Consider the following 24,091-nt stretch of genomic DNA (forward strand, 5'->3'; position numbering starts at 1 on the left):
GTGGTAAACTGCCAGTCCTGGTCGCCGGTCAGTCCCGGTTGAGGTGGCGGATTTCGCCTTCCAGCGCCATGGCATCGACATCGCCATAGCAGACCGCCAGCAACCGGCGAGGATCGAACGGACCGGGCATGTCAAGCGCACCGGGCTTCGTCGGCCTGAATCCGAGCGGCGCGTAATAGGGCGGATCTCCAACCAGCAACACCGCATGGCTGCCGGTCTTCTCGGCTGCCGCAAGCGCGATGCGCACCAGTTCACGGCCGATGCCGAGGCTCTTGTGCGAGGGCCGGACCGCAAGCGGCCCAAGCAGGTGGCCGTTCACGTTGCCCGCAAGGATCGGCGTCATCCGCACCGAGGCGATGATCTCGCCCTGGTCGCTGCCGACAAAGGAAAGCCGCCGGTCATGCGGACCCTGCTCGCGCACCCGTTCGGCAGCGCGCACGAACCGGCCGGGACCGAAGGCTTCTTCGTTGATCAGATCGATGGCCGCGTCATGGGACGCGTCCTCAGTGAGAAAGACAATATTCTGGATGGGCATTATGATGGTCCGGAAAGTAACGACAAGACGTGATGAACCGCCCGCTTCGTGCGTGCGGGGGAAGTCTGTTCAGCGTCGTCGCAAGGCCGTGGCAGGCATCCGGTTTTCCTCGTTGCCTTTCGCCCATAGCAAAGCAAATCGTTGTCGTCCAATGCAAAACGCACCGTTCACCCCTCGAGGCTTCGCTTTTATATGCCGGCAGCCTATGTCTGGGGTCAAAGGAGAACAAGATATGGGTATGCTGGTAGATGGCGTCTGGAAAGACGTGTGGTACGACACGAAAGCAACGGGCGGTCATTTCAAGCGCTCGGAATCGGCGTTTCGAAACTGGGTCACTGCCGATGGTTCGCCCGGTCCCTCGGGTGTTGGTGGCTTTGCCGCCGAAGCCGGCCGCTACCATCTCTATGTCTCGCTGGCCTGCCCCTGGGCGCACCGGACGCTGATTTTCCGCAAGCTCAAGGGACTGGAAGACGCGATCTCCGTATCGATCGTCGACCCCTACATGGGCAAGAACGGCTGGGAATTTCATGACCGCGACGGCGGCACCCGCGATCACCTCGGCGGCGCGGATTTTCTCTGGCAGGTCTATGTCGCCGCCAAGCCGGATTACTCAGGCCGGGTAACGGTGCCGGTGTTGTGGGACAAGAAAAACGGCACCATCGTCTCCAATGAATCCGCCGAGATCATCCGGATGCTCAACTCCGCCTTCGATGCCATCGCCAGACCTTCACCGGACTACTACCCCGAAGCGCTGCGCGCCCGGATCGATGAGATCAACGAGACCGTCTATCACAAGGTCAACAATGGCGTTTACAAGGCCGGCTTCGCCACCACCCAAGCCGCCTATCAGGAGCATGTCACCGAATTGTTTGACACGCTCGACATGCTCGACGAGCGGCTTCAGCGCAACCGTTACCTGGCCGGCGAGACGCTGACCGAGGCCGATTGGCGGCTTTTCACGACGCTTGTGCGGTTTGACCCGGTCTATGTCGGTCACTTCAAGTGCAACATCCGCCGCATCGCCGATTATCCGGCGCTGTCGGGTTACCTGCGCGAGCTCTACCAGATGCCCGGCATCGCTTCGACCGTGAACATGGATCACATCAAGAACCATTACTACGGCAGTCATGCGACCATCAATCCGACCGGCATCGTGCCCGTCGGCCCGGCGCTTGACCTCGACAAGCCGCACGGCCGAGAGGCAGTAGCAAAGGCGGCCTGACCCGCTCCTGTTGCCGTCCGTCAGGGGTGAACGTTGATATCTCGCATATGAATTCCCATATGTATTGAAACCCTGACGGCAGGCATCACAGGAGAAGCATCATGGCCTACACAATCGACCGGACATTCAGCGCCACCTCGTTCGAAGACGTCACCGAGCGGACCCGAAAGGCTCTTGCCGATCATGGTTTCGGCGTTCTGACGGAAATCGATGTCGCCGCAACGATGAAGAAAAAGCTCGACAAGGACATGCCCGCCTACCTCATCCTGGGTGCCTGCAATCCGTCGATGGCCTATCAGGCCATCGGCATCGAGCCGTGCATCGGCGCCATGCTGCCGTGCAACGTCATCATCCGCGACACCGGCAAAAGTGAAGTGACCGTCAGCGCGGTTGATCCGGTGGCTTCCATGCAGGCGGTCGGCAATGACAAGCTGACAGCCGTCGCAGGCGAAGTGCGCACCATGCTCGAGAACACCGTCCGCGACATCTGATCCGCTCCGGGTACTTGTCCCGGCGGCTCTACGTGTCCCGCCGGGGCTTCAGGTCTTGATCTTGTAGCCGGTCTTGAAGGTCCAGCCGATGATGGCGAGACAGATGAGCATGAACACCGCGATCATCATCAGGCTGATCCCGATATTGATATCGGCTGTGCCGTAGAAGGCCCAGCGGAAGCCCGAGATCAGGTAGACCACCGGGTTGAACAGCGTCACCGTCTGCCAGAATGGCGGCAGCATCGAAATCGAGTAGAAGCTGCCGCCCAGAAACACCAGTGGCGTGATCACCAAAAGCGGCACCATCTGCAGCTGTTCGAAATTCCGCGACCAGATGCCGATGATGAAGCCGAACAGGCTGAACGAGATGCAGGTCAGCGCCAGGAACGCCAGCATCGCACCCCAGTGCAGGATCTCGAAATCGACGAAGAATTCAGCCGTCGCCAGGATGACCAGCCCGATCAGCGCCGATTTGCTGGCCGCAGCACCGACATAACCCAGCACAATCTCGATGAACGAGACCGGTGCGGTGTGCAGCTCATAGATCGAGCCGGTAAATTTCGGAAAATAGATCCCGAATGACGCGTTGGAAATGCTCTGCGTCAACACCGACAGCATGATCAGCCCCGGCACGATGAAGGCGCCGTAACTGACCCCGTCGATCTCCTGGATGCGCGAACCGATGGCCGCGCCGAAGACGATGAAATACAGCGACGTCGACAGCACCGGCGAAATCAGGCTCTGCGACAGGGTGCGGAAAAACCGTGCCATTTCGAACGAATAGATCGATCTGACGGCCTGGAAATTCATGACTTGTCCTCCACCAGACCGACGAAAATATCTTCGAGCGAGCTTTGCCTTGTTTCGACATCACGCAAAATCAGCCCGGCCTTGCTGAGATCCGCAAACAGCGATGCGATGCCGGTGCGCTCGCCATTGGCCTCGTAGCTGTAGACCAGTGTCTGGGTCTCGGCGTCATAATCGAGGTCGTAACGGCTGAGCGCCTCAGGGATAGCGTCCAGCGGCTGCATCAGCTCGACCCGCATCTGCCGCTTGCCCATGCGCTGCATCAGCGTCGCCTTCTTTTCCACCAGCAGCAATTCGCCCTTGCTGATGACCCCGACGCGGTCGGCAATCGCTTCGGCTTCCTCAATGTAGTGCGTGGTCAATATGATGGTGACACCATCGGCCTTGAGCTGTCGCACGACGTCCCACATCTCCTTGCGCAACTCGACATCCACGCCAGCCGTGGGCTCATCGAGAAACAGCACCCGCGGCTCGTGGCACAGCGCCTTGGCAATCAGCACCCGGCGCTTCATGCCGCCCGACAGTTCCATCGTCTTGGCGTCTTTCTTGTCCCACAGCGACAGCTTTTCCAGAATCGACTGAAGCAACGCCGGATCATTGCGCTTGCCGAACAGGCCGCGGGTAAAGCGCAGCGCATCGATCACCGTCTGGAACGGCTCCAGCGCAATTTCCTGCGGCACAAGCCCGATCAGCGACCGCGCCTGCCGGTAGTCGCCGACAACATCGAAACCACCCACTTTGGCAGTTCCTGAACTGGCATTGACCAGCCCGCAGATGATCGAGATCAGCGTCGTCTTGCCCGCCCCGTTGGGTCCGAGCAAGGCAAGAATCTCGCCCTCGTCAATCTCGAGATCGACATTCTTCAGCGCCTGAAAGCCGCCGTCATACTGTTTGGAAAGGTTCTGCACCGAAAGAATGGCTGCCATGATCTTCTTTTCAAAAATGCGAGGAAACAACAGGCCACAGCGGAACAGGCCGCATTGGCGAAACCAGTATACGAAAGTCGCAGTGGCACAGAGTTAAGCGCTAACAGCCCGCGTTCAAGTACATAGGGCAAAAACCGCGTCAGTTCCTGTCAGCAGCTTTTCCCACGCAAGCACATCTCCGGACAGTGATCAGGGGCTGCCCGTCAGCAGCCCGTTTCACCAGGTCTCGCTGACCGCCCGGCGCCCTGCCAGTTCCTCGAGCCGCCGCCGTGTCGCAGCCGTTACCCCTTCGGGCAGCGCATCGGGAGCGAAGAAACCGCTTTCGACAATTTCCCGGTCCGCCCGCTTCGGCGCGGTTTGGGTGACCGTGCAGTGATAGAGAGCAACATGATCGCGGCGGCTGGTGCCGCTGTTGAAGTAGACCGCGAACAATTCGGCCTGCCCGGAAATCTCGAGATTGCCCTCCTCGCGCAATTCCTTGATCAGCGCCTGGTGGAAGGTTTCGCCGCGCTCGACGCCGCCACCCGGCATGTGCCAGCCGGGCACATAGGAATGCCGCACCAGGAACACCTGGCCATCGGCATCAAACGCCGCGGCACGCACGCCCAGCGTCATGCCGCGCGAGAGCGCAAACCATGTGTGCAGCACCCGCGTGACCAGCCTCTCCCGCCAGTTGCGCATTTCCGGCGGACGCGCTTCCGCATCAGCCACGGCTTGCGGCGCTCTGGCAGGATGGGTATTGCTCACATCATGTTCCGGCTTGCTCATATTTCCGATATCCATCTCGGCCCGTTGCCAAGGGTGACACTGGCCGAACTCGCGTCCAAGCGGATCACCGGTTATGTGAACTGGCATCGCAATCGCCGCAAGCATCTTTTTGGCAACACGCTGGAGAATGTGCTGGCCGGAATGCGCGAGGCAGCGCCCGACCATGTCGCGATCACCGGCGATCTGGTCAACTTGGCGACACGTACCGAGATCGAGGTCGCCCGCCTCTGGCTGGAGACCCATTTCGATCCGCTCAAGACCACCCTGGTGCCCGGCAATCATGATGCCTATGTGCCCGGCGCACTGGCGCGGGCAAAGGCCGAATGGCGGCCATGGCTGTTGTCCGACGCGGCTGCCGCGGACCAGCCGCTGTTTCCGAGCTACCGCCGCCGTGGCCCGGTTGCGCTGATCGGACTGTCGACCGCCAACGCCACGCTGCCTTTCATGGCAACTGGCGATTTCGGCCGCAAGCAGGCCCGCGCGGCGGGTCAATTGCTCGAGCAGGCACGCCAGGACGGGCTCTACCGGGTCGTGCTGATCCATCATCCGCCGGTTCGCGGTGCGGCTCCGCTGCACAAGCGGATGCGCGGCATTGGCCGCTTTGCCAGGATGCTCAAACAGCACGGTGCCGAACTGGTGCTGCACGGCCATACCCATCTCGACACGCTGCATTATCTCAAGGGCCGCGACGGTGAGGTTCCGGTGGTGGGCATTGCCTCGGCAAGCCAGGGGCCGGGCGGCCGCAAACCGCTCGCCGGCTTCAACCTGTTCGAGATCGACGGCGGGCCGGGCGATTGGCAAACCATCCATCGCCGCATGCAACTGGGCGCAGAAGGTCCAGGCATGGTGGAAAATCAGGCAGGCGTGATCGCCCTGGAAGAGCGTCTTGGCTGATCAAGCGCGGCTGACCGGCTCTAGCCGATCATAGCCGACAGCCGGTCCCAGAAGGCCAGCACCAGCGCCGCGGCACCGGCCACGCAGCCAAGAATGAACCACGACGTGCCAAGCACCAGTCCCGCACCGCCGGTCCGCGCCGGCGCGGAGGCCTCGGCAGTCTGCACCTCGGCCGCATTGGCCGTTTGCCCCACCGGCTCGCTGGTCTGCGCTTCCGGTTTGGTCTCGGCTGCAACCGCGAGCGCATCTTCCGTCCGCGGCATGGAAGGCTGTTTTGTGCCGGCTTCATCCGCCACCGGTGCCACCGGCTTTGCCGCTGCGCTGGCCTTCAGCACTTCGAAATCACCGGCCATGATCCGTTCCCGCTCGATCACCCGTTCGGCGATGTAGCGGCTGACCGCATCGGCGGTCGCGGTCATGTCGCTGGTATCGGACAGGATTTCCCGGCCAAGCCGCGTGTCCCGGACAAAGCGAAACACCCTGCGGTCATGGCCCATGTGCACATGCGCCACCGCATCGATCCACAGCCGTGGCTGCAGCCCCTTGGAAAGACCGAAGTCGAAGCGGTCGTCCGCCGGATCAATATCGGCAAGCACCGGCCGGATTTCCTCGGCCAGAAGCTCCAGCCGGGCACGGTCGGCGTCGCGCATGTCGACCACCACATCGGTCCTGTCAGCGGCAGCAATCTTGACGTCGCGCACGATGTCCGACAGGCGGCGGTCATTGGCAGGCGTCTTGGGTCGGTCGGTCATGGTATTGTTCCAGCAAGGATTTGGTTAACAACTCCTTACCACAGACCGTCATTGATGGCGACAATGCGGCAGCAGCCGATTGCCGACGTGGTAAAGAGCCAAAATCCGCCTGATCTGCTGCTCTGACGCGGGTTTGAACCCAGGCTCAGGCGTCAGACCCGACCGCTTCAACCAGCACGCGGACAACCGCATCCGGCGCTTCCTCCGGCAGCATGTGGCCAAGCCCGGGCAACACGTTGAAAACGAAGGAAGCCGGCAGGGCGGGAGGTTTCGGGCACGGCAGCACCGTGTCATCCGTTCCCCAGATCACCGCCACCGGCATTTTGAGCGCCGCCAGCGCATCGGCCGGCAGGACACCCTGCCCTTCTTCCGGCCCGTTCGGGAACATCGCCCGGTAGGTCTCGTCAAGCGCCACGATCTGGCCGGGCCGGGCGCGGGCTGCGACAAAATGCTCGACCACCGCTTGCGGCGTATCGAAACTTGCCGCCGACATCTCGTTGAGACATTTCCGGATCTCGGCCTCCGATGTCGCCTTGGCATAGCGCTGCAACAGATCCGCATTGATTGCGCTGGCCATGCCGCCCGGCGCCACCAGTGTGAGCGACTTGACCCGGTCCGGTGCGCGCATGGCAATCAGCGCCGACACCGCGCCCCCCATCGAGTGCCCGGCCAGGTGAAACGCCGTCACCCCGGCGGCATCGAGCCCTGTCAGGATGGCTTTCGCCATCCGCCCAGCGCCTCCGCGTCCGTCAGCATCGAGCGAACCGCCATGGCCGGGCAGATCAACCGTGATCACCCGCAGGCTTTTGGGCAGCTCCACCCTGACCGCGTCCCAGGCCGAACCGTCACCACCAAACCCGTGCAGCAACACCAGCGGCGTGCCGTCGGCAGCGCCTGAAAAATCCATATGAAGTCCGCTCACGGCGCTCTCCTCCCCCGCATCTCAATAGCAAACCGCCGCGCTGGTGGCGCGGCGGTCAATTCATCTGATCTCAGTCTTTCGACACTGCCAGCACCCGGTTGGCCGCCGACACCACCGCTTCAAGCGATGCCGCCACGATGTTGGTGTTGACGCCCGCGCCATAGAGTTTGCCCACCGGCGTTTCCATCTGCATGTAGCAGATCGCAGCCGCGTTGGAGCCGTGCTGCATCGAGTGCTCGGAATAGTTCGCCACCGTCAGCTCGATGCCGAGATAGCTGCAAAGCGCGTTGACAAACCCGTCGATCGGCCCGGTGCCGCGGCCCTCGATATGCTTGGTCTCGCCATTGTCGGTGATCTCGGCCGAAACGATGCGGATGCCCTTGTTGTCGGGATCGGTATGGGTGTGGTGATCGACAAACCCCAGCCGTGCACCGGGCTGGTTGACGTAGAGCTGCATGAAGCTCTCGTAGATCCGCTTCGGCGGCAGCTCCACGCCCTCTTCATCGGTAATGCGCTGGATTTCCTCGCGGAATTCCACCTGCAGGTTGCGCGGCAGGTCGAGCCCGTAATCCTCCTTCAGGATATAGGCGATGCCGCCCTTGCCCGATTGCGAGTTGATCCGGATGATCGCCTCGTAGGAACGCCCCACATCGGCCGGATCGATCGGCAGGTAAGGCACTTCCCATTCCGGCTTGTTGGCCTTGCGGATCGCCTTGATGCCCTTGTTGATCGCATCCTGGTGCGAGCCGGAAAACGCCGTGTAGACCAGTTCGCCGACGTAAGGATGCCTTTCGGGGATCTTCATCTCGTTGGAATATTCGAACACCGCCTTGATCCGCTCGATGTCCGAGCAATCGAGCTCGGGGTCGACCCCTTGGGTGAACATGTTCAGCGCCAGCGCCACCACATCGACATTGCCGGTGCGCTCGCCATTGCCGAACAGCGTGCCCTCGACCCGGTCGGCGCCCGCCATCAGCCCCAGTTCGGTGGCGGCAATGCCGGTGCCGCGGTCATTGTGCGGATGCAGCGACACCAGCACGTTCTCGCGGTTGTCGATGTTCCGGCACATCCACTCGATCTGGTCAGCATAGATGTTCGGCGTCGCCATTTCCACGGTCGACGGCAGGTTGAGGATCAGCTTGTTGTCGGGCGTCGGCGCGATGATGTCGATCACCGCATTGGAGATTTCCAGCGCCACTTCCAGCTCGGTGCCGGTAAAGCTTTCCGGCGAATACTCGAAGCGGAACCCGCCGCCGGCCTTCTCCGCCATCTCCTTGATCATCTTCGCCGCATCGACGGCAATCTGCTTGATTCCGGCCACATCCTTGTCAAACACCACCCGGCGCTGCAGCTCGGATGTCGAATTGTAAAAATGGATGATCGGCCGATTGGCGCCCTTGAGCGCCTCGAACGTGCGGGTGATCAGCTCCGGCCGGCACTGCACCAGCACCTGCAGCGACACATCATCGGGCACGCCGCCCTCTTCCACGCACCAGCGGGCAAAATCGAAGTCGGTCTGCGAGGCCGAGGGAAACCCGATCTCGATTTCCTTGAACCCCATGTCGAGCAGCAACTGGAACATCCGCGCCTTGCGGTCATGTCCCATCGGGTTGATCAGCGACTGGTTGCCGTCGCGCAAATCCACCGAGCACCAGATCGGCGCTTTCTCGATACGCTTGGACGGCCAGGTCCGGTCAGCAAGATCGATCAACGGATAGGGGTGATATTTCTGCGATGCCGTCGGCATGCCCTTGTGTCCGGATGAAGCGTGTGCGGTCATGATTGTCTCTCGTCTCCTGGCCCTGTCGCCCGGCGTCGCGTCAATTGCGGCGTCAACAGGCGCTATAGGCCGTCATGTTGCATTCAGGAAAAAATGTAAAGTCGCGAGAGGAGCGAGGGTCGCGTCAGCGGCATATCGACCGCCGGACGCTCCTCAACGAGCCCGACGGTCGCCGCTAAGTGCGAGAAGTAGGCCACCAAGACGCGCACACGAAACCGCCGCCGCTGCAAAGCGGGCGAAAAAGGTCTCGGAGGGGCGTGTGGTCGAGGTCATGAGGAAAAGATAGCGAGAGCAGGGTGGGATGGCAAGGGGGGATAATGTTGACACAGTCTCACGCACTGGGGTTGCTGTTTGTACATTCAACAACTTTTTAGAATCTGGTATGAATTAGTCATACTTTGCCATACCCTAGTGAAAAAGGATCAATCATGGACAAGCGAACCGTCAGCCTTCCCGATGAGCATGCGAACTATATCGATCAAAAAGTCAGCTCCGGAGATTACGCTTCGGCAAGTGAAGTCATTCGGGCCGGGCTTCGCGCCCTGCAGGAGCGAGACCGCGCCGTGGAAGACTGGCTGCGCAACCAGGTTGCGCCAACCTATGATGCAATGCTTGCCGACCCCTCGCGCGGGATTCCGGCAAGTTCCGTCTTTGATGATATTCGCGCGCTGCACGCTCAAAAGACAAATGGCTCCGCGTGAAACCGCGCGACATCATCTTCGCGCCGGAAGCGCGTGCGGATGTGTTGGCGCTCTATGAATGGATCAGCGCCAAAGCCAGTCCCGAAGTCGCGATGGCCTATATCTCCCGAATCGAACGCTATTGCAGCGGCTTCGATCTGGCGTCACAGCGCGGTCATTCCCGTGATGATATTCGAACAGGCCTGCGCGTCATCGGCTTTGAAAGGCGCGTCACCATCGCATTCGTGGTCTCAGATCAAGCCGTCACCATTCTCCGCCTGTTTTACGGCGGACAGAATTGGGAAGATAATTTGTGATGTAGCGCTTTAGAAAATGGTGTGAGGCTTCAACCGGTATCGGCGAAGGTCTCCCCTTTTTCACCCGAATCCCGCATCAGCCCTTGCCTATGACAGCCGATTTCCCTAATTCCCCCTGACGCATGATCCCCGGCAGCGCCGGGCCGGCGCCTTGACCCCTTGTCCGAACCCGTTGCCTCGTGTGCACCCCCTCCCCCCATGACCAGGATGGATGAGACCGTGATCCAGACTCCCTATTATCTGATCGACAAGTCAAAGCTCTTGATCAACATGGAAAAGATCGCGCATCTGCGCGAGGCATCCGGCGCCAAGGCGCTCTTGGCGCTCAAGTGCTTTGCCACCTGGGGCGTGTTTGATTTCATGGCCGACTACATGGACGGCACCACCTCGTCCTCGCTCAACGAGGTGCGGCTTGGCCGCGAGCGCTTCGGCAAGGAAACCCACGCCTACTCAGTCGCCTATGCCGATCACGAGATCGACGAAGTCGTCTCCCACGCCGACAAGATCATCTTCAATTCCATCGGCCAGCTCACCCGCTTTGCAGGCCATGCCGACGGCATCACCCGCGGGCTGCGGCTCAATCCCGGCGTCTCGTCCTCGTCGTTCGATCTGGCCGATCCGGCGCGGCCCTATTCGCGGCTGGGGGAATGGGATCTCAAGCAGGTCGAGCCGGTGATGGAGATGATCTCCGGCTTCATGATTCACAACAATTGCGAAAACGGCGATTTCGCGCTGTTTGACCAGATGCTCGGCAATATCGAGCAGAAATTCGGCCCGCTGTTGAAGAAGGCCGAATGGGTCAGCCTCGGCGGCGGCATCCATTTCACCGGCGAGGACTATCCGCTCGACACTTTCGCCGAACGGCTCAAGCGCTTTTCCGGCGAGTACGGCGTGCAGGTCTATCTCGAACCCGGCGAAGCCTCGATTACCAAATCGACAACGCTGGAAGTCACCGTGCTCGACACGCTGTTCAACGGCAAGAACCTCGCCATTGTCGACAGCTCCATCGAGGCCCATATGCTGGATCTCTTGATCTACCGCGAAAACGCCAAGATCGAACCCAATAGCGGCGATCATCGTTACATGATCTGCGGCAAGTCCTGCCTCGCCGGCGATATCTTCGGCGAGTTCAATTTCCCGGCCAAACTGGCGATCGGCGACCGGATTTCGGTCCAGGACGCCGCCGGCTATACAATGGTCAAGAAAAACTGGTTTAACGGCGTGCAAATGCCGTCAATCGCCATCCGCGAGCTGGATGGCAGCATCAGAACGGTCCGTGAGTTTGATTACGCGGATTTCGAGCACAGCCTTTCGTAAGGCCTCTGACGATTGGACATAGGAGTTAGTCCCCCATCATGAAGAAGAACGTTCTCATCATCGGCGCCGGCGGCGTCGCCCAGGTCGTCGCCCACAAATGCGCCCAGAACAATGACGTGCTCGGCGACATCAACATCGCCTCGCGCACCAAGGCCAAGTGCGACGCCATCATCGCCTCCATCGGCGAGAAGAACGCCATGAAGCAGCCCGGCGTTCTTGCCGGCCATGCGCTCGACGCCATGGACGTCGAGGCCACCAAGGCGCTGATCAAGGCGACCAACTCGCAGATCGTCATCAATGTCGGAACCGCCTTCCTCAACATGTCGGTGATGCGCGCCTGCATCGACACCGGTGCCGCCTATATCGACACCGCCATCCATGAGGAGCCGGGCAAGATCTGCGAAACCCCGCCCTGGTACGGCAACTACGAATGGAAGCGCGCCGACGAGTGCGCTGAGAAGGGCGTCACCGTCATCCTCGGCGCCGGCTTCGATCCGGGCGTCGTCAACGCCTATGCGGCGCTTGCAAAGAACGACTATTTCGACAAAGTCACCGATGTCGACATCGTCGACATCAATGCCGGCAGCCACGGCAAGTACTTCGCCACCAATTTCGACCCGGAAATCAACTTCCGCGAATTCACCGGCGTGGTCTATTCCTGGCAGGGCGGCGAGTGGAAGACCAACGAGATGTTCGAGATCGGCAAGACCTACGACCTGCCCGTCGTAGGTCCCTCGAAGGCCTATCTCTGCGGCCATGACGAGGTCCATTCGCTGGCCAAGAACATGGATGGCGCCGACGTCCGCTTCTGGATGGGCTTTGGCGATCACTACATCAATGTCTTCACCGTGCTCAAGAACATCGGCCTGCTGTCCGAACAGCCGGTCAAGCTCGCCGACGGCACCGAAGTCGTGCCGCTCAAGGTGGTCAAGGCCTGCCTGCCCGACCCGGCATCGCTGGCGCCCGAATACACCGGCAAGACCTGCATCGGCGATTTCGTCAAGGGTCAGAAGGACGGCAAGGAACGCGAGGTCTTCATCTACAACGTTGCCGACCACAAGGACGCCTACAACGAAGTCGGCAGCCAGGGCATTTCCTACACCGCGGGCGTTCCCCCGGTCGCAGCCGCCATGCTGGTCGCCACCGGCGAGTGGGATGTCAAGAGAATGGCCAATGTCGAGGAACTCGACCCGAAACCGTTCCTCAACATCCTCAACCACAACGGCCTGCCGACCCGCATCAAGGACGAGAACGGCGACCGCGCACTGGACTTTTCCTGATCCGGCAAACACCGTGAACCGGTAACGCAAGACGTGAAAAAGCCCCCGCAGGTTGAGACCGGCGGGGGCTTTTTCGTGAGGCGCGCTTCAGGCCTTGTGCCGGTAGACCAGAACCTCCGGCCCCGGACGGTCCGGATCGAGTTCCAGTTCGGCGCCCAGCCGCTCGGCCAGTTTGCGCGAGCGGTGGTTTTCCGGATCGATGTGACTGACCAGTGTCTTGAGCCCGCGTTCGCCGTAAGCCCAGTCGCGCAGGGCGCTGGCCGCCTCGAAGGCATAGCCCTTGCCCTCGGCGCCGGGATAGACCATCCAGCCGAGTTCATGCTCGGGAAACAGCGGCCCGTGATTGATGCCGACCTGTCCCAGGCACTCGCCGGTTTCGCGGTCATCGAACATCAGTCCACCGCATCCCAGCAGCGGCCATTGTGCCAGATCGTGGCAGAACAAGCCCCAGGCTTCCGCCATCGTATGCGGACCTTCCATGAAAGCGGCCCGTTCGGACATCATCAGCCGCGCATAGGCCGGCCAGTCATCCATGGTCTGCATTCTCAGCCGCAGCCGTTCGGTCTCTAGTGTCGGTATCAAGGGATACGCCTCGCTGTTGGCTCCGGTTTTCCCGGCATTTCGGAATCATTTCCGCATCGTTAGCATGGAATGCTACAGTGAAAGCCTGTAGTGAGCGCCGAATGCCATATTACAGGGCAGTTGAAGCTCTACAGATGATGATATCCGCATGTCAGTTTCGGGACCCATGAGCATGAAAGCCATTCTTGATGACGCGTGACTATTCTGCGTTTGCACCTGCCGCCGAGGGCGGCGGCCCGAAGCCGCAGGTCACGCGTCTTGAAAGCCTCGGCTGGCAGAATTTCTTTGCCCGGCAGATCAGCGTTGACGAATTGACCGGCACCCCGCCGGTGCGGGTCACCGAAGTTCATCGCAGCGGATTGCGCGTGCTCGGGGACGGCATCGACATGATGGTCCCTCCCCGCGCCGATGCCACCGTCGGCGACTGGCTGTTGCTCAACCACGAACTGCCAAGCGCCAGCCGGTTGCTCGAGCGCAAGAGCCTGATCAAGCGCCGCGCCGCCGGCCATGACCGCTCCGTCCAGCTGATCGCCGCCAACATCGACACCGCCTTCATCGTCACTTCCTGCAATCTCGATTTCAACGTCGCAAGGCTGGAGCGCTACGTCGCACTCGCCTTCGATGCCGGCGTGACGCCGGTGATCCTGCTGACCAAGCCGGACCTGTGCGATGATCCGGCCCCCTATGTCGCCGACGCAGAGGCAATCTCCGCCGATGTCGCGGTGCTGACGCTCAATGCCAAGAGCGACGAACCGGCATCGAAACTGGCACCCTGGTGCAAACCCGGCCAGACCATCGCCTTTCTCGGCTCCTCCGGCGTAGGTAAGTCAACGCTGACCAATGCGCTTTCGGTCAGCGAAGTCGCCGCCACGCAGGAGATCCGCGAGGATGACGCCAAGGGCCGCCACACCACATCGCACCGCCAGCTTCACATCCTGCCCAATGGCTGCGCCGTGCTCGACACGCCGGGCGTGCGCGAGCTGCAGCTGACCGACGCGGAAGAAGGTGTGGCGGAAGTGTTCTCCGATCTCGACGCATTGTCGCTGGAATGCCGCTTCAACGATTGCAAGCACACCGGCGAGCCCGGCTGCGCAGTGCAGGCTGCGCTCAAGCGTGGTGACATTGACGAGGCCCGGCTGTCGCGCTGGCGCAAGCTTGTCGCCGAAGACCAGCACAACACCGCAAGCCTTGCCCAGCGCCGGTCCAAGGACAAGGCTTTCGGCAAGATGGTCAAGCAGGCCAAGAAGCACAAATCGAAGTAACCCAAACGAAAAACCCCGCCGGTTTGCACCAGCGGGGTCATAGTCAGTCCAAACCTGAATCCGGTTCAGATTTCGCTTTCGCTGGTGATGATCTTGCCGACCAGGCCATAGTCCTTGGCTTCTTCAGCCGAGAGCCAGTAGTCACGATCCGTATCGGCAGCGATCTTTTCCACCTTCTGGCCGGTGGCCTTGGCGAAAATGGCGTTGAGCCGCTCGTTCATCTTGATGATCTCGCGCGCCTGGATCTCGATATCGGAGACCATGCCGCGGGTGCCGCCCGACGGCTGATGCAGCAGGAAGCGGGTGTTGGGCAGGCAAAGACGCTGCTCTTTCGGCACCGAGACGTAAATCAATGCGCCGGCGGAAGCCACCCAGCCGGTTCCGATGATCCAGACCTTGGGCTTGATGAAGCCGATCATGTCATGGATCGAATCGCCCGATTCGACATGGCCGCCCGGTGAATTGACGAAGATACGGATATCGTCATCGCTGGCCGCGGCAAGCGCTGCGAGCTGAGCGCAGACCTTGTGCGCCAATTCCTGGGTAATGCCGCCATAAATGAAGATCGAACGCGATTTGAACAGGTTTGCTTCCGCTTCCTTGCCCAGCGGCAGTTCTGTCGTCTTTTCGTCTTCGTCGCTCATAAGCCAGTCTCCGTGTGTTTGCATGTCACGCAGATAGTACGATCCGGCCCGCGAAACAATGGTGCTGAGGCGAATGGGTTTCCAACATGCAAACGGCGCAACGAAAAATCGCTGCGCCGTCTGCTTGTCAATTGGTGCGTCCGGACCTGAAATCAGGCCTGGCAGCGATCACGCCAGTGCGTGTCAGCCGCGGGCGGCAGCCTTGTCGCCGGCCTGCTCAGGCCGCGGACGGCGGTCGCTGCGGCGGCGGCGCGACTTCGCAGCCGGCTGGTCGCCATTCTGGTTGGCGGCGGCTGCCGGTTGATGCCGGTTGCCGCCGGGCTTGCCTGCCTGCTGGCCATTGGCGGGCTTGCGGCCCTGGCCTTGCGGCTTTCCACCCTGGCCCGGCTTGCGGCCCTGGCCCTGCGGCTTGGCACCCTGGCGCGGACGCGAATTGCGGTTGAGCGGAGCGAAATCACCATCCGGATCAGCCAGTGCGTCGACATAGGTGCCTTCAGGCGCCTTTTCGACCGGGATCTCTGTCTTCAGCATCTTTTCGATGTCGCGAAGCAGCGAGCGTTCGTCCGGAGCGCAGAACGTCACGGCAGTGCCCTCGGCGCCGGCACGCGCGGTGCGGCCGATACGGTGGACGTAGACTTCCGGGACATTCGGCAGTTCATAATTGACCACCAGGCTGACGCCCGGCACGTCGATGCCGCGGGCGGCAATATCGGTGGCGATCAGCACAGGCACGGTGCCTGCACGGAAGCCCGCCAATGCGCGTTCGCGCTGGCCCTGTGACTTGTTGCCGTGAATGGCGGCGGCGTTGATGCCGTCGGTTTCAAGCCGCTTGACGGCCTTGTCGGCACCGCGCTTGGTACGGGTAAAGACGATGACGCGCTCACCCTTGCGTTCACGGATGAGGCCGGCCAGCGCGCCCATCTTGGCAGGCGTCTGCATGTGCATGACCGAATGCTCAACGCGGTCGGCAGTCTTCTTGGCAGGAATCACCGACACTTCGATCGGGTCCTTGAGATGACGATCGGACAGCTGGCGGATTTCCTTCGGCATGGTCGCCGAGAACAGCAGTGTCTGGCGATTTTGCGGTGTCATGGCCAGCAGGCGCTTGATTGCCGGCATGAAGCCGATGTCGAGCATCTGGTCGGCCTCGTCGAGCACGACCACTTCGATCTCGTTGAGCGAGACGGCGCGTTGTTCGATCAGGTCCATCAGACGGCCCGGGGTGGCGATGAGAATATCAATGCCGCCGGCCAGCGCCTTGATCTGCGGACGGATCGACACGCCGCCAACCACGACGGTCGAGGTCAGGTGCAGCCTGCGGCCGTAATCCTTGACGCTGCGGGCGATCTGGGCGGAAAGTTCGCGGGTCGGCGACAGAATCAATGCGCGCACCTTCTTCGGTGCGGCTTTCTTGCCGGGCGCCAGGCGATGCAGGATCGGCAGCGAGAAGGCTGCGGTCTTGCCGGTGCCGGTCTGGGCCAGGCCGATCACGTCACGGCCTTCAAGCACGGGCGGAATCGCCTGAACCTGGATCGGTGTCGGTGTCGTCAAGTTCAGGCCGTCAAGCGTGTCGAGAAGGGCCTTGGACAGACCGAGTTCTGAAAAATTCATGGAATAGCTTTCGAAGTTTTGGGCATACGTCGGGGCGTACGCTTCAGCGTCGCCAGTCGCGGACCATGCCCGATCACAAAGGGTCCACCGGCTACGGTAAAACCGCAATCGGAGGAGTTCGGGTTGGGCGCATCGCCGCTGGCCGACGCGAAAATTCAAGGGTGGACGTAAGGGGAAGTCAGAACACGCTAGTCAACGAAGATGCGTGCAGCGGCCGATAGGCCCCTATCCAGTTGCCCTCTTAGGCCTGACAAATGCGGCCATGTCAAGGCGCGACGGTCAGATTTCGCTGCATTGCAGCAAACACGCTTAACGTCTTGAGCGCTTCCCGCCTTGCATTGCAAGGTTGGCAGCAACACTGTGAACCGGCTTGCCGGGTGTTAAAGCTATCGCGGAAATCACGATGGCACAGGCAGCCCATTGAGCCGCCCCGACTGGTTCGGCAAAGGCAAACCAGCCCACCAGGAACATCGTCGGCAGTTCAAAGCTTCCGGCAATCGCTGTCCGGGCGGTTCCGATTACAGGAGCAGCCACCGTATAGAGCAATTGCGGAACCAGTGCCGAGCCGAAGGCAATGCCTGCCACCAGCCACCAGCCCGAAGCCGTCACCGGAAACAGAGCCGCCAGCTCCGTCGTCGCCATCAGTGGCAACAGCCCAAGCACGGAACCGAGACTGGCGCAGGCAATCCGCAGCACCGGGCTGAGAACATGGAGTTTGTGGACCAGCACATTGATGCCGAAGGCAAAGCCCAACGGCGCCGCCAGCGACAGCACCAGCGCCGGTACCTGCTCCGCGGAAATCACATCCGGCGATGTCGCAAGCATCGCTGCCGCGACAATCATCAGTGATGCCAGGATGGCACGTCGCCGCGGAACATCGCCGAACATCAGCCAGGCGATCACCAGGGTAAAAACCGGATAGGTCATGTAGAGAACGCCTGCGGTGGAGACCGGCGCAACTTCAACCGCGCGGACATAACCGACCCAGCCAACCCCCATGGCTATCCCCGCGGCAAAGCCCCAGGACAACGGAACCCATTGAGCACGGGCCCGCCAGACAAATGGCAACAGCACGATCGCGGCGAAGGCATAGCGGTAGAATGCAATGGCGTGCGGCGCCATGCCCTCGGCAGTCAGCGTGCGTGCGAAATAGGGGACAAGACCAAAGTCCACAGAAGCGGCAACAACGGCCAGCGTTGCCAGCCCGGTGCCAAGGAAATGTTGATTATCAGTGCTTTCGCCGCTCATGGCCGTTGAGTAACAGGCAGCCATGCGATGGGCAATCCGGCGCAGCAACGAGTCCTGCGGAATGAGGCCAGCAACTTGGGTACGTCGCAAAACGTCGTATTTCAGATTGCCATCTGACAGGTCCCGAAATATCCTTTGCCTGTTCGGGTTCCATGAAGGCCAAGCCTTCGGGATTAAAGGGGAACACGGTAGGGACGACCCGCAAAGGGGCCCGATCCGTGGCTGCCCTCGCAACTGTGAGCGTGAGCCGCATCCACGATGCCACTGGGAGATCCCGGGAAGGCGGATGCCGGCAATGAAGCGCGAGCCAGGAGACCTGCCCGGATTTCGGGGAAGCCGTCAAACGCTTCCGAATTCAACCTCTCGCACGAAGGGTGCGGAAAGGATTACAACATGCATATTGAACCTGGCGTCGTCGACGGCGCAAAACTTGCCCTGAGTTACGCAACCGCAGCCGCGGCCGGCGGCCTGCTGTTGAAAATGTCGTGGGACACGATTCGCAACGATGGCGGCCTCGCAGCCCTCGGCATGCGCTCGGTGGTCACCACGCTGCTGGTGTTTTCATTCTTCGAAGTCTTCCCGCACCACGCAATCGGCGTTTCGGAAGTTCACTTCATTCTTGGATCGACGCTCTACCTGATGTTCGGCGCCGGACCCGCGGCCATCGGCCTGGCGCTGGGCCTGCTGGTGCAGGGCGTCTTCTTTGCTCCGTTCGACCTGCCGCAATACGGCATGAACGTCACCACCCTGCTGGTCCCGCTCTACGCCATGTCGCTGATTGCCAAGCGTATCATTCCGGCTGGCACCGCCTACAAGGGCGTGTCCTACAAGCAGGCCCTGGCACTCTCGACCAGCTATCAGGGCGGCATCGTCATGTGGGTCGGTTTCTGGGCGCTGTATGGCCACGGCTTCGGCGCTGAAAACCTCTCGCAGATCGCAGCCTTCGGAGCGGCCTACATGCTGGTCATCATCATCGAGCCGATTGCCGATCTCGGCGTTCTGGCACTTGCCAAGACGCTCGATGGCCTCAAGGGCAATCCGATGTTCAACAGCCGCCTGTACAGCCACGCGGCATAGAGCTTCACCTGTTTCTCACTGACAAACGCCGCGTGGCCCGGGTCACGCGGCGGTTTCCGTTTGGCGGCAGATATTGATTGCCAAACCGGAGCATGCCAAAGCCGCAAAGGGCTTGGTAAGCCGGCCACGGTGCGGATAGCATCCCGACAGACAATTCACTTGAGGACTTCCGGATGAACATAGAGATGATCCGCGCCGCGCAAGCCCGGCTTGATGGCCATGTCCGGCGCACGCCCTTGCTCGGTTCTCCGTTTCTTGACGAGATCGCCGGCCGGCGGGTCTGGGTCAAGCCGGAGTGCCTGCAACACACCGGCAGCTTCAAGTTCCGCGGCGGCTGGTCAGCGGTATCGGGACTGGACCCCGACGCCAGATCGCGCGGCGTCATTGCTTTTTCCAGCGGCAATCACGCGCAAGGCGTGGCGATGGCAGCGAGCCGGCATGGCGTGCGTTCGATCATCGTCATGCCATCCGATGCGCCCCAGACGAAAATCGACAACACCCGCGCTCTGGGCGCTGAAGTGGTTCTTTTTGACCGCGCGAAAGACGACAGAAATGCGATTTGCGCCAAACTGTCCGAAGAGCACGGCCTGACGCTGATCGTGCCCTATGACAACGCCCTGGTGATTGCAGGCCAGGGAACCTGCGGACTGGAAATCGCCGAACAGGCCGCAGCGGAGGGAATCACGCATGCCGATGTGCTGGTGTGCTGCGGCGGCGGTGGTTTTACCTCAGGAATGGCGCTGGCGTTCGAGGCTGATGCACTGGGCCTGCGGGCACGGCCGGTCGAGCCCGAGGGCTTTGACGACATGGCCCGCAGCCTGGTGACAGGCCACATCGAGCGAAACAGCCGCCTGTCCGGCTCGCTCTGCGATGCCATCATCACGCCCCAACCCGGAAACATGACCTTTCCAATCGTGGCGCGGCTTGCGGGCCCGGGGCTGGTGGTTAGCGAGGACGAAGCGCTTCACGCCATGGCGATTGCCTTTTCCCGGCTCAAGCTTGTCGCCGAACCCGGCGGGGCCGTCGCATTGGCGGCAGCCCTGTTTCATCCGGACGAGATTGAGGGCGAGGACGTGATCGTCACGATTTCCGGCGGCAATGTCGATGCGGACGTGTTTCGCATGGCGCTCGACAGGTTTGGTGGCTGACGGGCTTCATTGCCGCTGGCTTCAAACTACAAGCTGAGCATGGAACCGGAGTTTCAGGTCAGCCGGACCCCCTCGTCCTTGGCCTTGTGTCCGGGCTCGACATGGATGATCACCTGCACGCCTTCCACGGCCTGCTTGAGCGCGGTCTCGAGCCGGTCGCATATACTGTGCGATTGCTCCACGCTCATGTTACCATCAACCACCAGGTGGAATTCGACAAAGGACACACGTCCTGCCATCCGGGTCCGGATGTCATGCGCCTCGATGGCACCATCGGCTTCAGCCTTGATGATCTGCTGGATGCGCAATTCGTCGGCCGGATCGATCGCCCGGTCCATCAACCCGCCGACCGAGGACGCAATCACCTTCCAGCCCTGCCAAAGCACGTTGAAGGCAACAATCAGCGCCAGCAACGGATCCAGCCGCGGCTGGTCAAAGGCAAGCGCCAGAGCCAACCCGGCAATCACCCCAACCGATGTGACGACATCCGAGAGGATATGATGGCCGTCTGCCTGAAGTGCGGGCGACCGGTGCCGGCGGCCAATCCGCAGCAACACCGCAGCCCAGATCCCGTTGATCACGGCAGCGCTCGCATTGACCGCCAGACCAAGGGCCGGCGCCTCGATGCGTTTGGGTGCCATCAGCCCGCCAACGGCCTCGTTCACGATTAGAAGCGCCGCAACGACGATCAGAACGCCTTCGAGAACGGCAGAGAAATACTCCGCCTTGTGATGGCCGTAGGGATGCCCGGTGTCGGCAGGTTTCTGCGCGTAGCCAATGGCGATGAAAGCCGCCAGGGCGGCAATCACGTTGACGATGGATTCAAGCGCATCGGAATATAGCGCGATCGATCCGGTCAGGTACCAGGCAACGAACTTGAGGCCCATTACCGCGAACGCCAGCGGAATCGACCAGAAAGCCAGCCGGCGAATGGTTTTCGAGGCCTGGGGCACGCCGGCTAGCCTTGCAGCGATGCAATATAGGCGATGATGGCATCCACCTGTTCGGGCGTCGCGATGAACTCCGGCATGTCCGGATGGCCCGAGTAGATCCGCCCGTCGGAGAATGCTTCCTCCAGCGCATCCATCGGGAAGCTGTCAGACAGTTTGCGGAATGCCGGCGCATCGTGGTGCGGGCTGGCATCGGCCTCGCCCACCGCATGGCACTTGCCGCAATTGATCTGCACCAGGTCGCGGCCCTGCTCGATCTCGTCACCGGACTGCGCCCTGGCAGGAGTGGCTCCCGCCAACAGGCAAAGCGCCGAAACGCCAAACGCCATCGCCACCACCAGCGAAGTTACACCAGATTTTCTGATCATGCCGCCTCAACCTTCTTCCGCCGCGCCAGATGCGCAACCACATTCTCGATGATCCGCATGCCGGCGTCCTGCCCCAATGTCATGATCGATTCAGGGTGAAACTGCACGGCTGCGATCGGCAGGCTCTCATGCTCGATCGCCATGATCACCCCGTCATCGGTTTCTGCCGTAACACGGAATTCCTTTGGCAATGTGGCATAATCGGCAAAAATCGAATGATAGCGGCCGACCGTCACTTCCTTTGCGAGGCCTGAAAAAACAATCCCGCCCGAAGGAACCCGTATCCTTGATGGCTTGCCATGAACCGGGATGGCGAGTTCCCGCAAGCTCCCGCCAAAGCTCTCGACCAGCGCCTGCAACCCCAGGCACACGCCGAACACCGGCAGCCCACGTGCGCGGATCTGCTCGATGGTGGCGGCGCAATCGAAGTCCTTTGGGCTGCCAGGTCCCGGCGACAGAACCACCAGATCGGGCGCGACCCGGTCAAACATTTCCTCGGCAACCGGCGCACGCACGGTGGTCACCTTCGCTCCCGTCTGCCGGAAATAATTGGCCAGCGTATGAACGAACGAATCCTCATGGTCGACCAGCAGGATCGAGGTGCCCTCGCCCACCTTGGCTGTCTCCCGGCCCGCGGTGCCGGCATTGCCGAGCCGGGCGTCACGGATCGCCGACAGCATCGCCGAGGCTTTCAGTTCGGTCTCGGCTTCTTCTTCCTCGGGATTGGAATCAAACAGCAGCGTCGCCCCGGCCCGCACCTCGGCAATGCCGTCCTTGATCCGGATGGTTCTCAGCGTCAGGCCGGTGTTCATGTCGCCGTTGAAGCTGACCATGCCGACAGCACCGCCATACCAGGCGCGCGGGCTTTTCTCGTTGTTTTCGAGAAACCGCATCGCCCACAGTTTCGGCGCGCCTGTCACCGTCACCGCCCAGGCGTGGCTCAGGAAGCCGTCAAACGCATCCATGCCGTCCCGCAACCGGCCTTCGATGTGATCGACCGTATGGATAAGCCGCGAATACATCTCGATCTGGCGCCGGCCGATGACCTTCACCGATCCCGGCTCGCACACCCGGCTCTTGTCGTTGCGGTCGACATCCGAACACATGGTAAGTTCGGACTCGTCCTTCTTCGAATTGAGCAGCTTGAGGATCTGTTCGGAATCCGAGATCGCGTCCTCGCCGCGCTTGATCGTGCCGGAAATCGGGCAGGTCTCGATCCGCCGGCCGTTGACCCGCACGAACATCTCCGGAGATGCACCGACCAGGTATTCCTGGTTGCCCAGGTTGATGAAGAACGAATAGGGCGACGGGTTGATCGCCTTCAGCCGCCGGCTGATTTCCGACGGACGGGCTTCGCAACGCTCGAAAAAGGTCTGGCCGGGAACGACCTCGAACAGGTCGCCGCGCCGGAACTTGTCCTTGGCGCGCTTGACCAGCTCCGCATATTCGCCCGGCGTATGGTCCCCGCGCGGCGGAACCCGGTCGGAAGCCTTGAACGGCTCGGCTGCGATCTCCGCATCGCGGCCTTCGGTGGTCACACCGTCGAGGCTGAAATCATAGCGGTCGATCCAGGCCTTGGCCGCATGGTGGTCGACCACCAGAATTTCATCCGGCAGGAACAACAGCAAATCCCGCTGGTCCTCGGGCCGGATCAGTTTCGCCGGAACCGGATCGAACTGAAACGCCAGATCATAACCGAACGCACCGTAAAACCCGATATTGCCGTCTTCCGCCGAATGGAACAGGTCGACAATTACCCGCAGCACCGAAAACACCGTCGGCGCGCGCGAGCGTTCTTCCTCCGAGAACACCCGGTCGGGCTGCGCAATCTCGATCTCGATCTTCCGTGCCTCTTTGCCGGAGATGGCAAATTCCGCATGGCCGGCGAGCCGGTCGCCAAGGATCGAAACCAGCGCTTCGCCACGGCCGTTGTAAGCCTCGATTGTCAGCTTGCGCTCTCTCGAGGAGATGCCGAGCGGTGGATCGACAATCGCCGTGTCCCACCGGGTATACCGGCCCGGATATTCGTAGTTCGAGGAAAACACCGCACCACGCCGGCTGTCGAGCGCATCGATATATCCCGAGATCGCATCGGCATAAGGGGTTTCGCGGCGCCTGCGCGTCACCATGACCCCGCCGCGCGTCACATATTGCGCCGCGCCGTCTGAAAGTACCGTCGTGCCCATATTCAAACTCCGTTTGAACCCGTCCGGTGATCCAGATCCGGAGGCCCAAACAAAAAAGCCGCCGGACCTTGAGGTCCCGGGCGGCTTGTTGATCTCTAACGCACACGCGTGGTCAAGGCCGCCTAAAAGCGAACCCACCACCAATTGTTCTGTGCCACGTGCATCGTCATGCCCTAGCTCTTAGCGCAGCCCGGGAGTTGCTTCAAGTGGGGAACAGGCTTCAAGCATCTTTGCAGATCAGGCGCAGACTGCGGCCAAACACTCCCTTGCAGCTACCCGGAGCCGATTGCGCCTTGTTCACGCTGCGAAATTTCCGGAAATGCC

General features: G+C 61.3%; 24 protein-coding genes and 1 riboswitch. Of the genes, 10 read left to right on the forward strand and 14 right to left on the reverse strand.

The window, feature by feature from the left end; genetic code table 11:
• Positions 1 to 28: 28 nt before the first annotated feature.
• The gene (locus WNY80_RS16675) at positions 29 to 535 is read right to left on the reverse strand and encodes an N-acetyltransferase (protein WP_342888536.1); all 507 of its coding nucleotides are present in this window, start codon (positions 533 to 535) and stop codon (positions 29 to 31) included.
• A gap of 232 nt (positions 536 to 767) precedes the next feature.
• Here WNY80_RS16675 and WNY80_RS16680 point away from each other — a divergent pair, with 232 nt between their 5' ends.
• Entirely contained in the window at positions 768 to 1,757 is a 990-nt protein-coding gene (locus WNY80_RS16680; RefSeq protein WP_342888537.1) for a glutathione S-transferase family protein, read from the forward strand.
• A gap of 101 nt (positions 1,758 to 1,858) precedes the next feature.
• Positions 1,859 to 2,248, forward strand: coding sequence for a DUF302 domain-containing protein (locus WNY80_RS16685; protein WP_342888538.1), 390 nt, complete (start codon positions 1,859 to 1,861; stop codon positions 2,246 to 2,248).
• Positions 2,249 to 2,296: 48 nt separating this feature from the next.
• Here WNY80_RS16685 and WNY80_RS16690 read toward each other — a convergent pair whose 3' ends face one another.
• From WNY80_RS16690 to WNY80_RS16700, 3 genes are all read right to left on the reverse strand, one after another.
• Positions 2,297 to 3,058, reverse strand: coding sequence for an ABC transporter permease (locus WNY80_RS16690; protein ID WP_342888539.1), 762 nt, complete (start codon positions 3,056 to 3,058; stop codon positions 2,297 to 2,299).
• Positions 3,055 to 3,981 (reverse strand): ABC transporter ATP-binding protein, encoded by a 927-nt coding sequence (locus tag WNY80_RS16695; RefSeq protein WP_342888540.1) that lies wholly within the window; start codon positions 3,979 to 3,981, stop codon positions 3,055 to 3,057. Before WNY80_RS16695 ends, WNY80_RS16690 begins: the two co-directional genes overlap by 4 nt.
• A gap of 216 nt (positions 3,982 to 4,197) precedes the next feature.
• Entirely contained in the window at positions 4,198 to 4,662 is a 465-nt protein-coding gene (locus WNY80_RS16700) for an NUDIX domain-containing protein (RefSeq protein WP_342888672.1), read from the reverse strand.
• Between the two features lie 69 nt (positions 4,663 to 4,731).
• Between WNY80_RS16700 and WNY80_RS16705 the strand changes: the two genes are divergently transcribed.
• Complete coding sequence (locus tag WNY80_RS16705) at positions 4,732 to 5,643, forward strand: metallophosphoesterase (RefSeq protein ID WP_342888541.1); 912 nt, start codon at positions 4,732 to 4,734, stop codon at positions 5,641 to 5,643.
• 20 nt (positions 5,644 to 5,663) lie between these two features.
• Here the strand turns inward: WNY80_RS16705 and WNY80_RS16710 are convergent, their stop codons facing one another.
• From WNY80_RS16710 to leuA, 3 genes are all read right to left on the reverse strand, one after another.
• A complete protein-coding gene (locus tag WNY80_RS16710; RefSeq protein WP_342888542.1) occupies positions 5,664 to 6,395 on the reverse strand; it encodes a hypothetical protein in 732 nt (243 codons plus the stop codon).
• A 145-nt stretch (positions 6,396 to 6,540) separates the two neighbouring features.
• Complete coding sequence (locus WNY80_RS16715) at positions 6,541 to 7,317, reverse strand: alpha/beta fold hydrolase (protein ID WP_342888543.1); 777 nt, start codon at positions 7,315 to 7,317, stop codon at positions 6,541 to 6,543.
• A gap of 70 nt (positions 7,318 to 7,387) precedes the next feature.
• Entirely contained in the window at positions 7,388 to 9,097 is a 1,710-nt protein-coding gene (gene leuA, locus WNY80_RS16720) for a 2-isopropylmalate synthase (protein ID WP_342888544.1), read from the reverse strand.
• A 428-nt stretch (positions 9,098 to 9,525) separates the two neighbouring features.
• Here leuA and WNY80_RS16725 point away from each other — a divergent pair, with 428 nt between their 5' ends.
• From WNY80_RS16725 to WNY80_RS16740, 4 genes are all read left to right on the forward strand, one after another.
• Positions 9,526 to 9,798 carry a type II toxin-antitoxin system ParD family antitoxin gene (locus WNY80_RS16725; RefSeq protein ID WP_342888545.1) on the forward strand — a complete coding sequence of 91 codons (273 nt, stop codon included), beginning with the start codon at positions 9,526 to 9,528 and terminating at the stop codon, positions 9,796 to 9,798.
• Complete coding sequence (locus WNY80_RS16730; RefSeq protein WP_342888546.1) at positions 9,795 to 10,094, forward strand: type II toxin-antitoxin system RelE/ParE family toxin; 300 nt, start codon at positions 9,795 to 9,797, stop codon at positions 10,092 to 10,094. The genes WNY80_RS16725 and WNY80_RS16730 overlap by 4 nt, the downstream gene beginning before the upstream one ends.
• A 219-nt stretch (positions 10,095 to 10,313) precedes the next feature.
• On the forward strand, positions 10,314 to 11,411 hold the full coding sequence (locus tag WNY80_RS16735) for a carboxynorspermidine decarboxylase (RefSeq protein WP_342888547.1): 1,098 nt from the start codon (positions 10,314 to 10,316) through the stop codon (positions 11,409 to 11,411).
• 38 nt (positions 11,412 to 11,449) lie between these two features.
• Entirely contained in the window at positions 11,450 to 12,691 is a 1,242-nt protein-coding gene (locus tag WNY80_RS16740; RefSeq protein WP_342888548.1) for a saccharopine dehydrogenase family protein, read from the forward strand.
• Positions 12,692 to 12,778: 87 nt separating this feature from the next.
• Here the strand turns inward: WNY80_RS16740 and WNY80_RS16745 are convergent, their stop codons facing one another.
• The gene (locus WNY80_RS16745; RefSeq protein ID WP_342888549.1) at positions 12,779 to 13,273 is read right to left on the reverse strand and encodes a GNAT family N-acetyltransferase; all 495 of its coding nucleotides are present in this window, start codon (positions 13,271 to 13,273) and stop codon (positions 12,779 to 12,781) included.
• A 188-nt stretch (positions 13,274 to 13,461) separates the two neighbouring features.
• On the opposite strand from WNY80_RS16745, the gene rsgA reads away from it, so the two are divergent.
• The gene (gene rsgA / locus WNY80_RS16750) at positions 13,462 to 14,535 is read left to right on the forward strand and encodes a ribosome small subunit-dependent GTPase A (RefSeq protein WP_342888550.1); all 1,074 of its coding nucleotides are present in this window, start codon (positions 13,462 to 13,464) and stop codon (positions 14,533 to 14,535) included.
• Positions 14,536 to 14,600: 65 nt separating this feature from the next.
• On the opposite strand, the gene WNY80_RS16755 is transcribed toward rsgA, so the two are convergent.
• The 3 genes from WNY80_RS16755 to WNY80_RS16765 form a co-directional block, all read right to left on the reverse strand.
• A complete protein-coding gene (locus WNY80_RS16755) occupies positions 14,601 to 15,179 on the reverse strand; it encodes an ATP-dependent Clp protease proteolytic subunit (RefSeq protein ID WP_342888551.1) in 579 nt (192 codons plus the stop codon).
• Between the two features lie 183 nt (positions 15,180 to 15,362).
• Positions 15,363 to 16,790, reverse strand: a complete 1,428-nt coding sequence (locus WNY80_RS16760; RefSeq protein ID WP_342888552.1) for a DEAD/DEAH box helicase — start codon at positions 16,788 to 16,790, stop codon at positions 15,363 to 15,365.
• 309 nt (positions 16,791 to 17,099) lie between these two features.
• Entirely contained in the window at positions 17,100 to 18,062 is a 963-nt protein-coding gene (locus WNY80_RS16765) for a DMT family transporter (RefSeq protein WP_342888553.1), read from the reverse strand.
• Between the two features lie 104 nt (positions 18,063 to 18,166).
• Positions 18,167 to 18,377, forward strand: a riboswitch (cobalamin riboswitch).
• Between the two features lie 54 nt (positions 18,378 to 18,431).
• Between WNY80_RS16765 and WNY80_RS16770 the strand changes: the two genes are divergently transcribed.
• Together WNY80_RS16770 and WNY80_RS16775 are read left to right on the forward strand one after the other, a co-directional pair.
• Positions 18,432 to 19,115 carry an energy-coupling factor ABC transporter permease gene (locus tag WNY80_RS16770; RefSeq protein ID WP_342888554.1) on the forward strand — a complete coding sequence of 228 codons (684 nt, stop codon included), beginning with the start codon at positions 18,432 to 18,434 and terminating at the stop codon, positions 19,113 to 19,115.
• Between the two features lie 173 nt (positions 19,116 to 19,288).
• Entirely contained in the window at positions 19,289 to 20,263 is a 975-nt protein-coding gene (locus tag WNY80_RS16775; protein WP_342888555.1) for a threonine/serine dehydratase, read from the forward strand.
• A gap of 53 nt (positions 20,264 to 20,316) precedes the next feature.
• On the opposite strand, the gene WNY80_RS16780 is transcribed toward WNY80_RS16775, so the two are convergent.
• The 3 genes from WNY80_RS16780 to WNY80_RS16790 are packed head-to-tail and all read right to left on the reverse strand — an operon-like array spanning position 20,317 to position 23,767.
• Positions 20,317 to 21,216 carry a cation diffusion facilitator family transporter gene (locus WNY80_RS16780; RefSeq protein ID WP_342888556.1) on the reverse strand — a complete coding sequence of 300 codons (900 nt, stop codon included), beginning with the start codon at positions 21,214 to 21,216 and terminating at the stop codon, positions 20,317 to 20,319.
• Between the two features lie 5 nt (positions 21,217 to 21,221).
• Positions 21,222 to 21,581, reverse strand: a complete 360-nt coding sequence (locus WNY80_RS16785; RefSeq protein ID WP_342888557.1) for a cytochrome c — start codon at positions 21,579 to 21,581, stop codon at positions 21,222 to 21,224.
• Positions 21,578 to 23,767 (reverse strand): anthranilate synthase, encoded by a 2,190-nt coding sequence (locus WNY80_RS16790; RefSeq protein ID WP_342888558.1) that lies wholly within the window; start codon positions 23,765 to 23,767, stop codon positions 21,578 to 21,580. Before WNY80_RS16790 ends, WNY80_RS16785 begins: the two co-directional genes overlap by 4 nt.
• Positions 23,768 to 24,091: the final 324 nt, after the last annotated feature.

The organism is Hoeflea sp. AS16 (assembly GCF_038900095.1).
Taxonomy (GTDB): Bacteria; Pseudomonadota; Alphaproteobacteria; order Rhizobiales; family Rhizobiaceae; genus Hoeflea.

Coding starts and splice junctions, on each gene's coding strand:
- WNY80_RS16675 (WP_342888536.1), bottom strand. CDS start 535: ATGCCCATCCAGAATATTGTCTTTCTCACTGAGGACGCGTCCCATGAC.
- WNY80_RS16680 (WP_342888537.1), top strand. CDS start 768: ATGGGTATGCTGGTAGATGGCGTCTGGAAAGACGTGTGGTACGACACG.
- WNY80_RS16685 (WP_342888538.1), top strand. CDS start 1,859: ATGGCCTACACAATCGACCGGACATTCAGCGCCACCTCGTTCGAAGAC.
- WNY80_RS16690 (WP_342888539.1), bottom strand. CDS start 3,058: ATGAATTTCCAGGCCGTCAGATCGATCTATTCGTTCGAAATGGCACGG.
- WNY80_RS16695 (WP_342888540.1), bottom strand. CDS start 3,981: ATGGCAGCCATTCTTTCGGTGCAGAACCTTTCCAAACAGTATGACGGC.
- WNY80_RS16700 (WP_342888672.1), bottom strand. CDS start 4,662: ATGCGCAACTGGCGGGAGAGGCTGGTCACGCGGGTGCTGCACACATGG.
- WNY80_RS16705 (WP_342888541.1), top strand. CDS start 4,732: ATGTTCCGGCTTGCTCATATTTCCGATATCCATCTCGGCCCGTTGCCA.
- WNY80_RS16710 (WP_342888542.1), bottom strand. CDS start 6,395: ATGACCGACCGACCCAAGACGCCTGCCAATGACCGCCGCCTGTCGGAC.
- leuA (WP_342888544.1), bottom strand. CDS start 9,097: ATGACCGCACACGCTTCATCCGGACACAAGGGCATGCCGACGGCATCG.
- WNY80_RS16725 (WP_342888545.1), top strand. CDS start 9,526: ATGGACAAGCGAACCGTCAGCCTTCCCGATGAGCATGCGAACTATATC.
- WNY80_RS16740 (WP_342888548.1), top strand. CDS start 11,450: ATGAAGAAGAACGTTCTCATCATCGGCGCCGGCGGCGTCGCCCAGGTC.
- rsgA (WP_342888550.1), top strand. CDS start 13,462: ATGACGCGTGACTATTCTGCGTTTGCACCTGCCGCCGAGGGCGGCGGC.
- WNY80_RS16755 (WP_342888551.1), bottom strand. CDS start 15,179: ATGAGCGACGAAGACGAAAAGACGACAGAACTGCCGCTGGGCAAGGAA.
- WNY80_RS16760 (WP_342888552.1), bottom strand. CDS start 16,790: ATGAATTTTTCAGAACTCGGTCTGTCCAAGGCCCTTCTCGACACGCTT.
- WNY80_RS16765 (WP_342888553.1), bottom strand. CDS start 18,062: ATGGCTGCCTGTTACTCAACGGCCATGAGCGGCGAAAGCACTGATAAT.
- WNY80_RS16770 (WP_342888554.1), top strand. CDS start 18,432: ATGCATATTGAACCTGGCGTCGTCGACGGCGCAAAACTTGCCCTGAGT.
- WNY80_RS16775 (WP_342888555.1), top strand. CDS start 19,289: ATGAACATAGAGATGATCCGCGCCGCGCAAGCCCGGCTTGATGGCCAT.
- WNY80_RS16785 (WP_342888557.1), bottom strand. CDS start 21,581: ATGATCAGAAAATCTGGTGTAACTTCGCTGGTGGTGGCGATGGCGTTT.
- WNY80_RS16790 (WP_342888558.1), bottom strand. CDS start 23,767: ATGGGCACGACGGTACTTTCAGACGGCGCGGCGCAATATGTGACGCGC.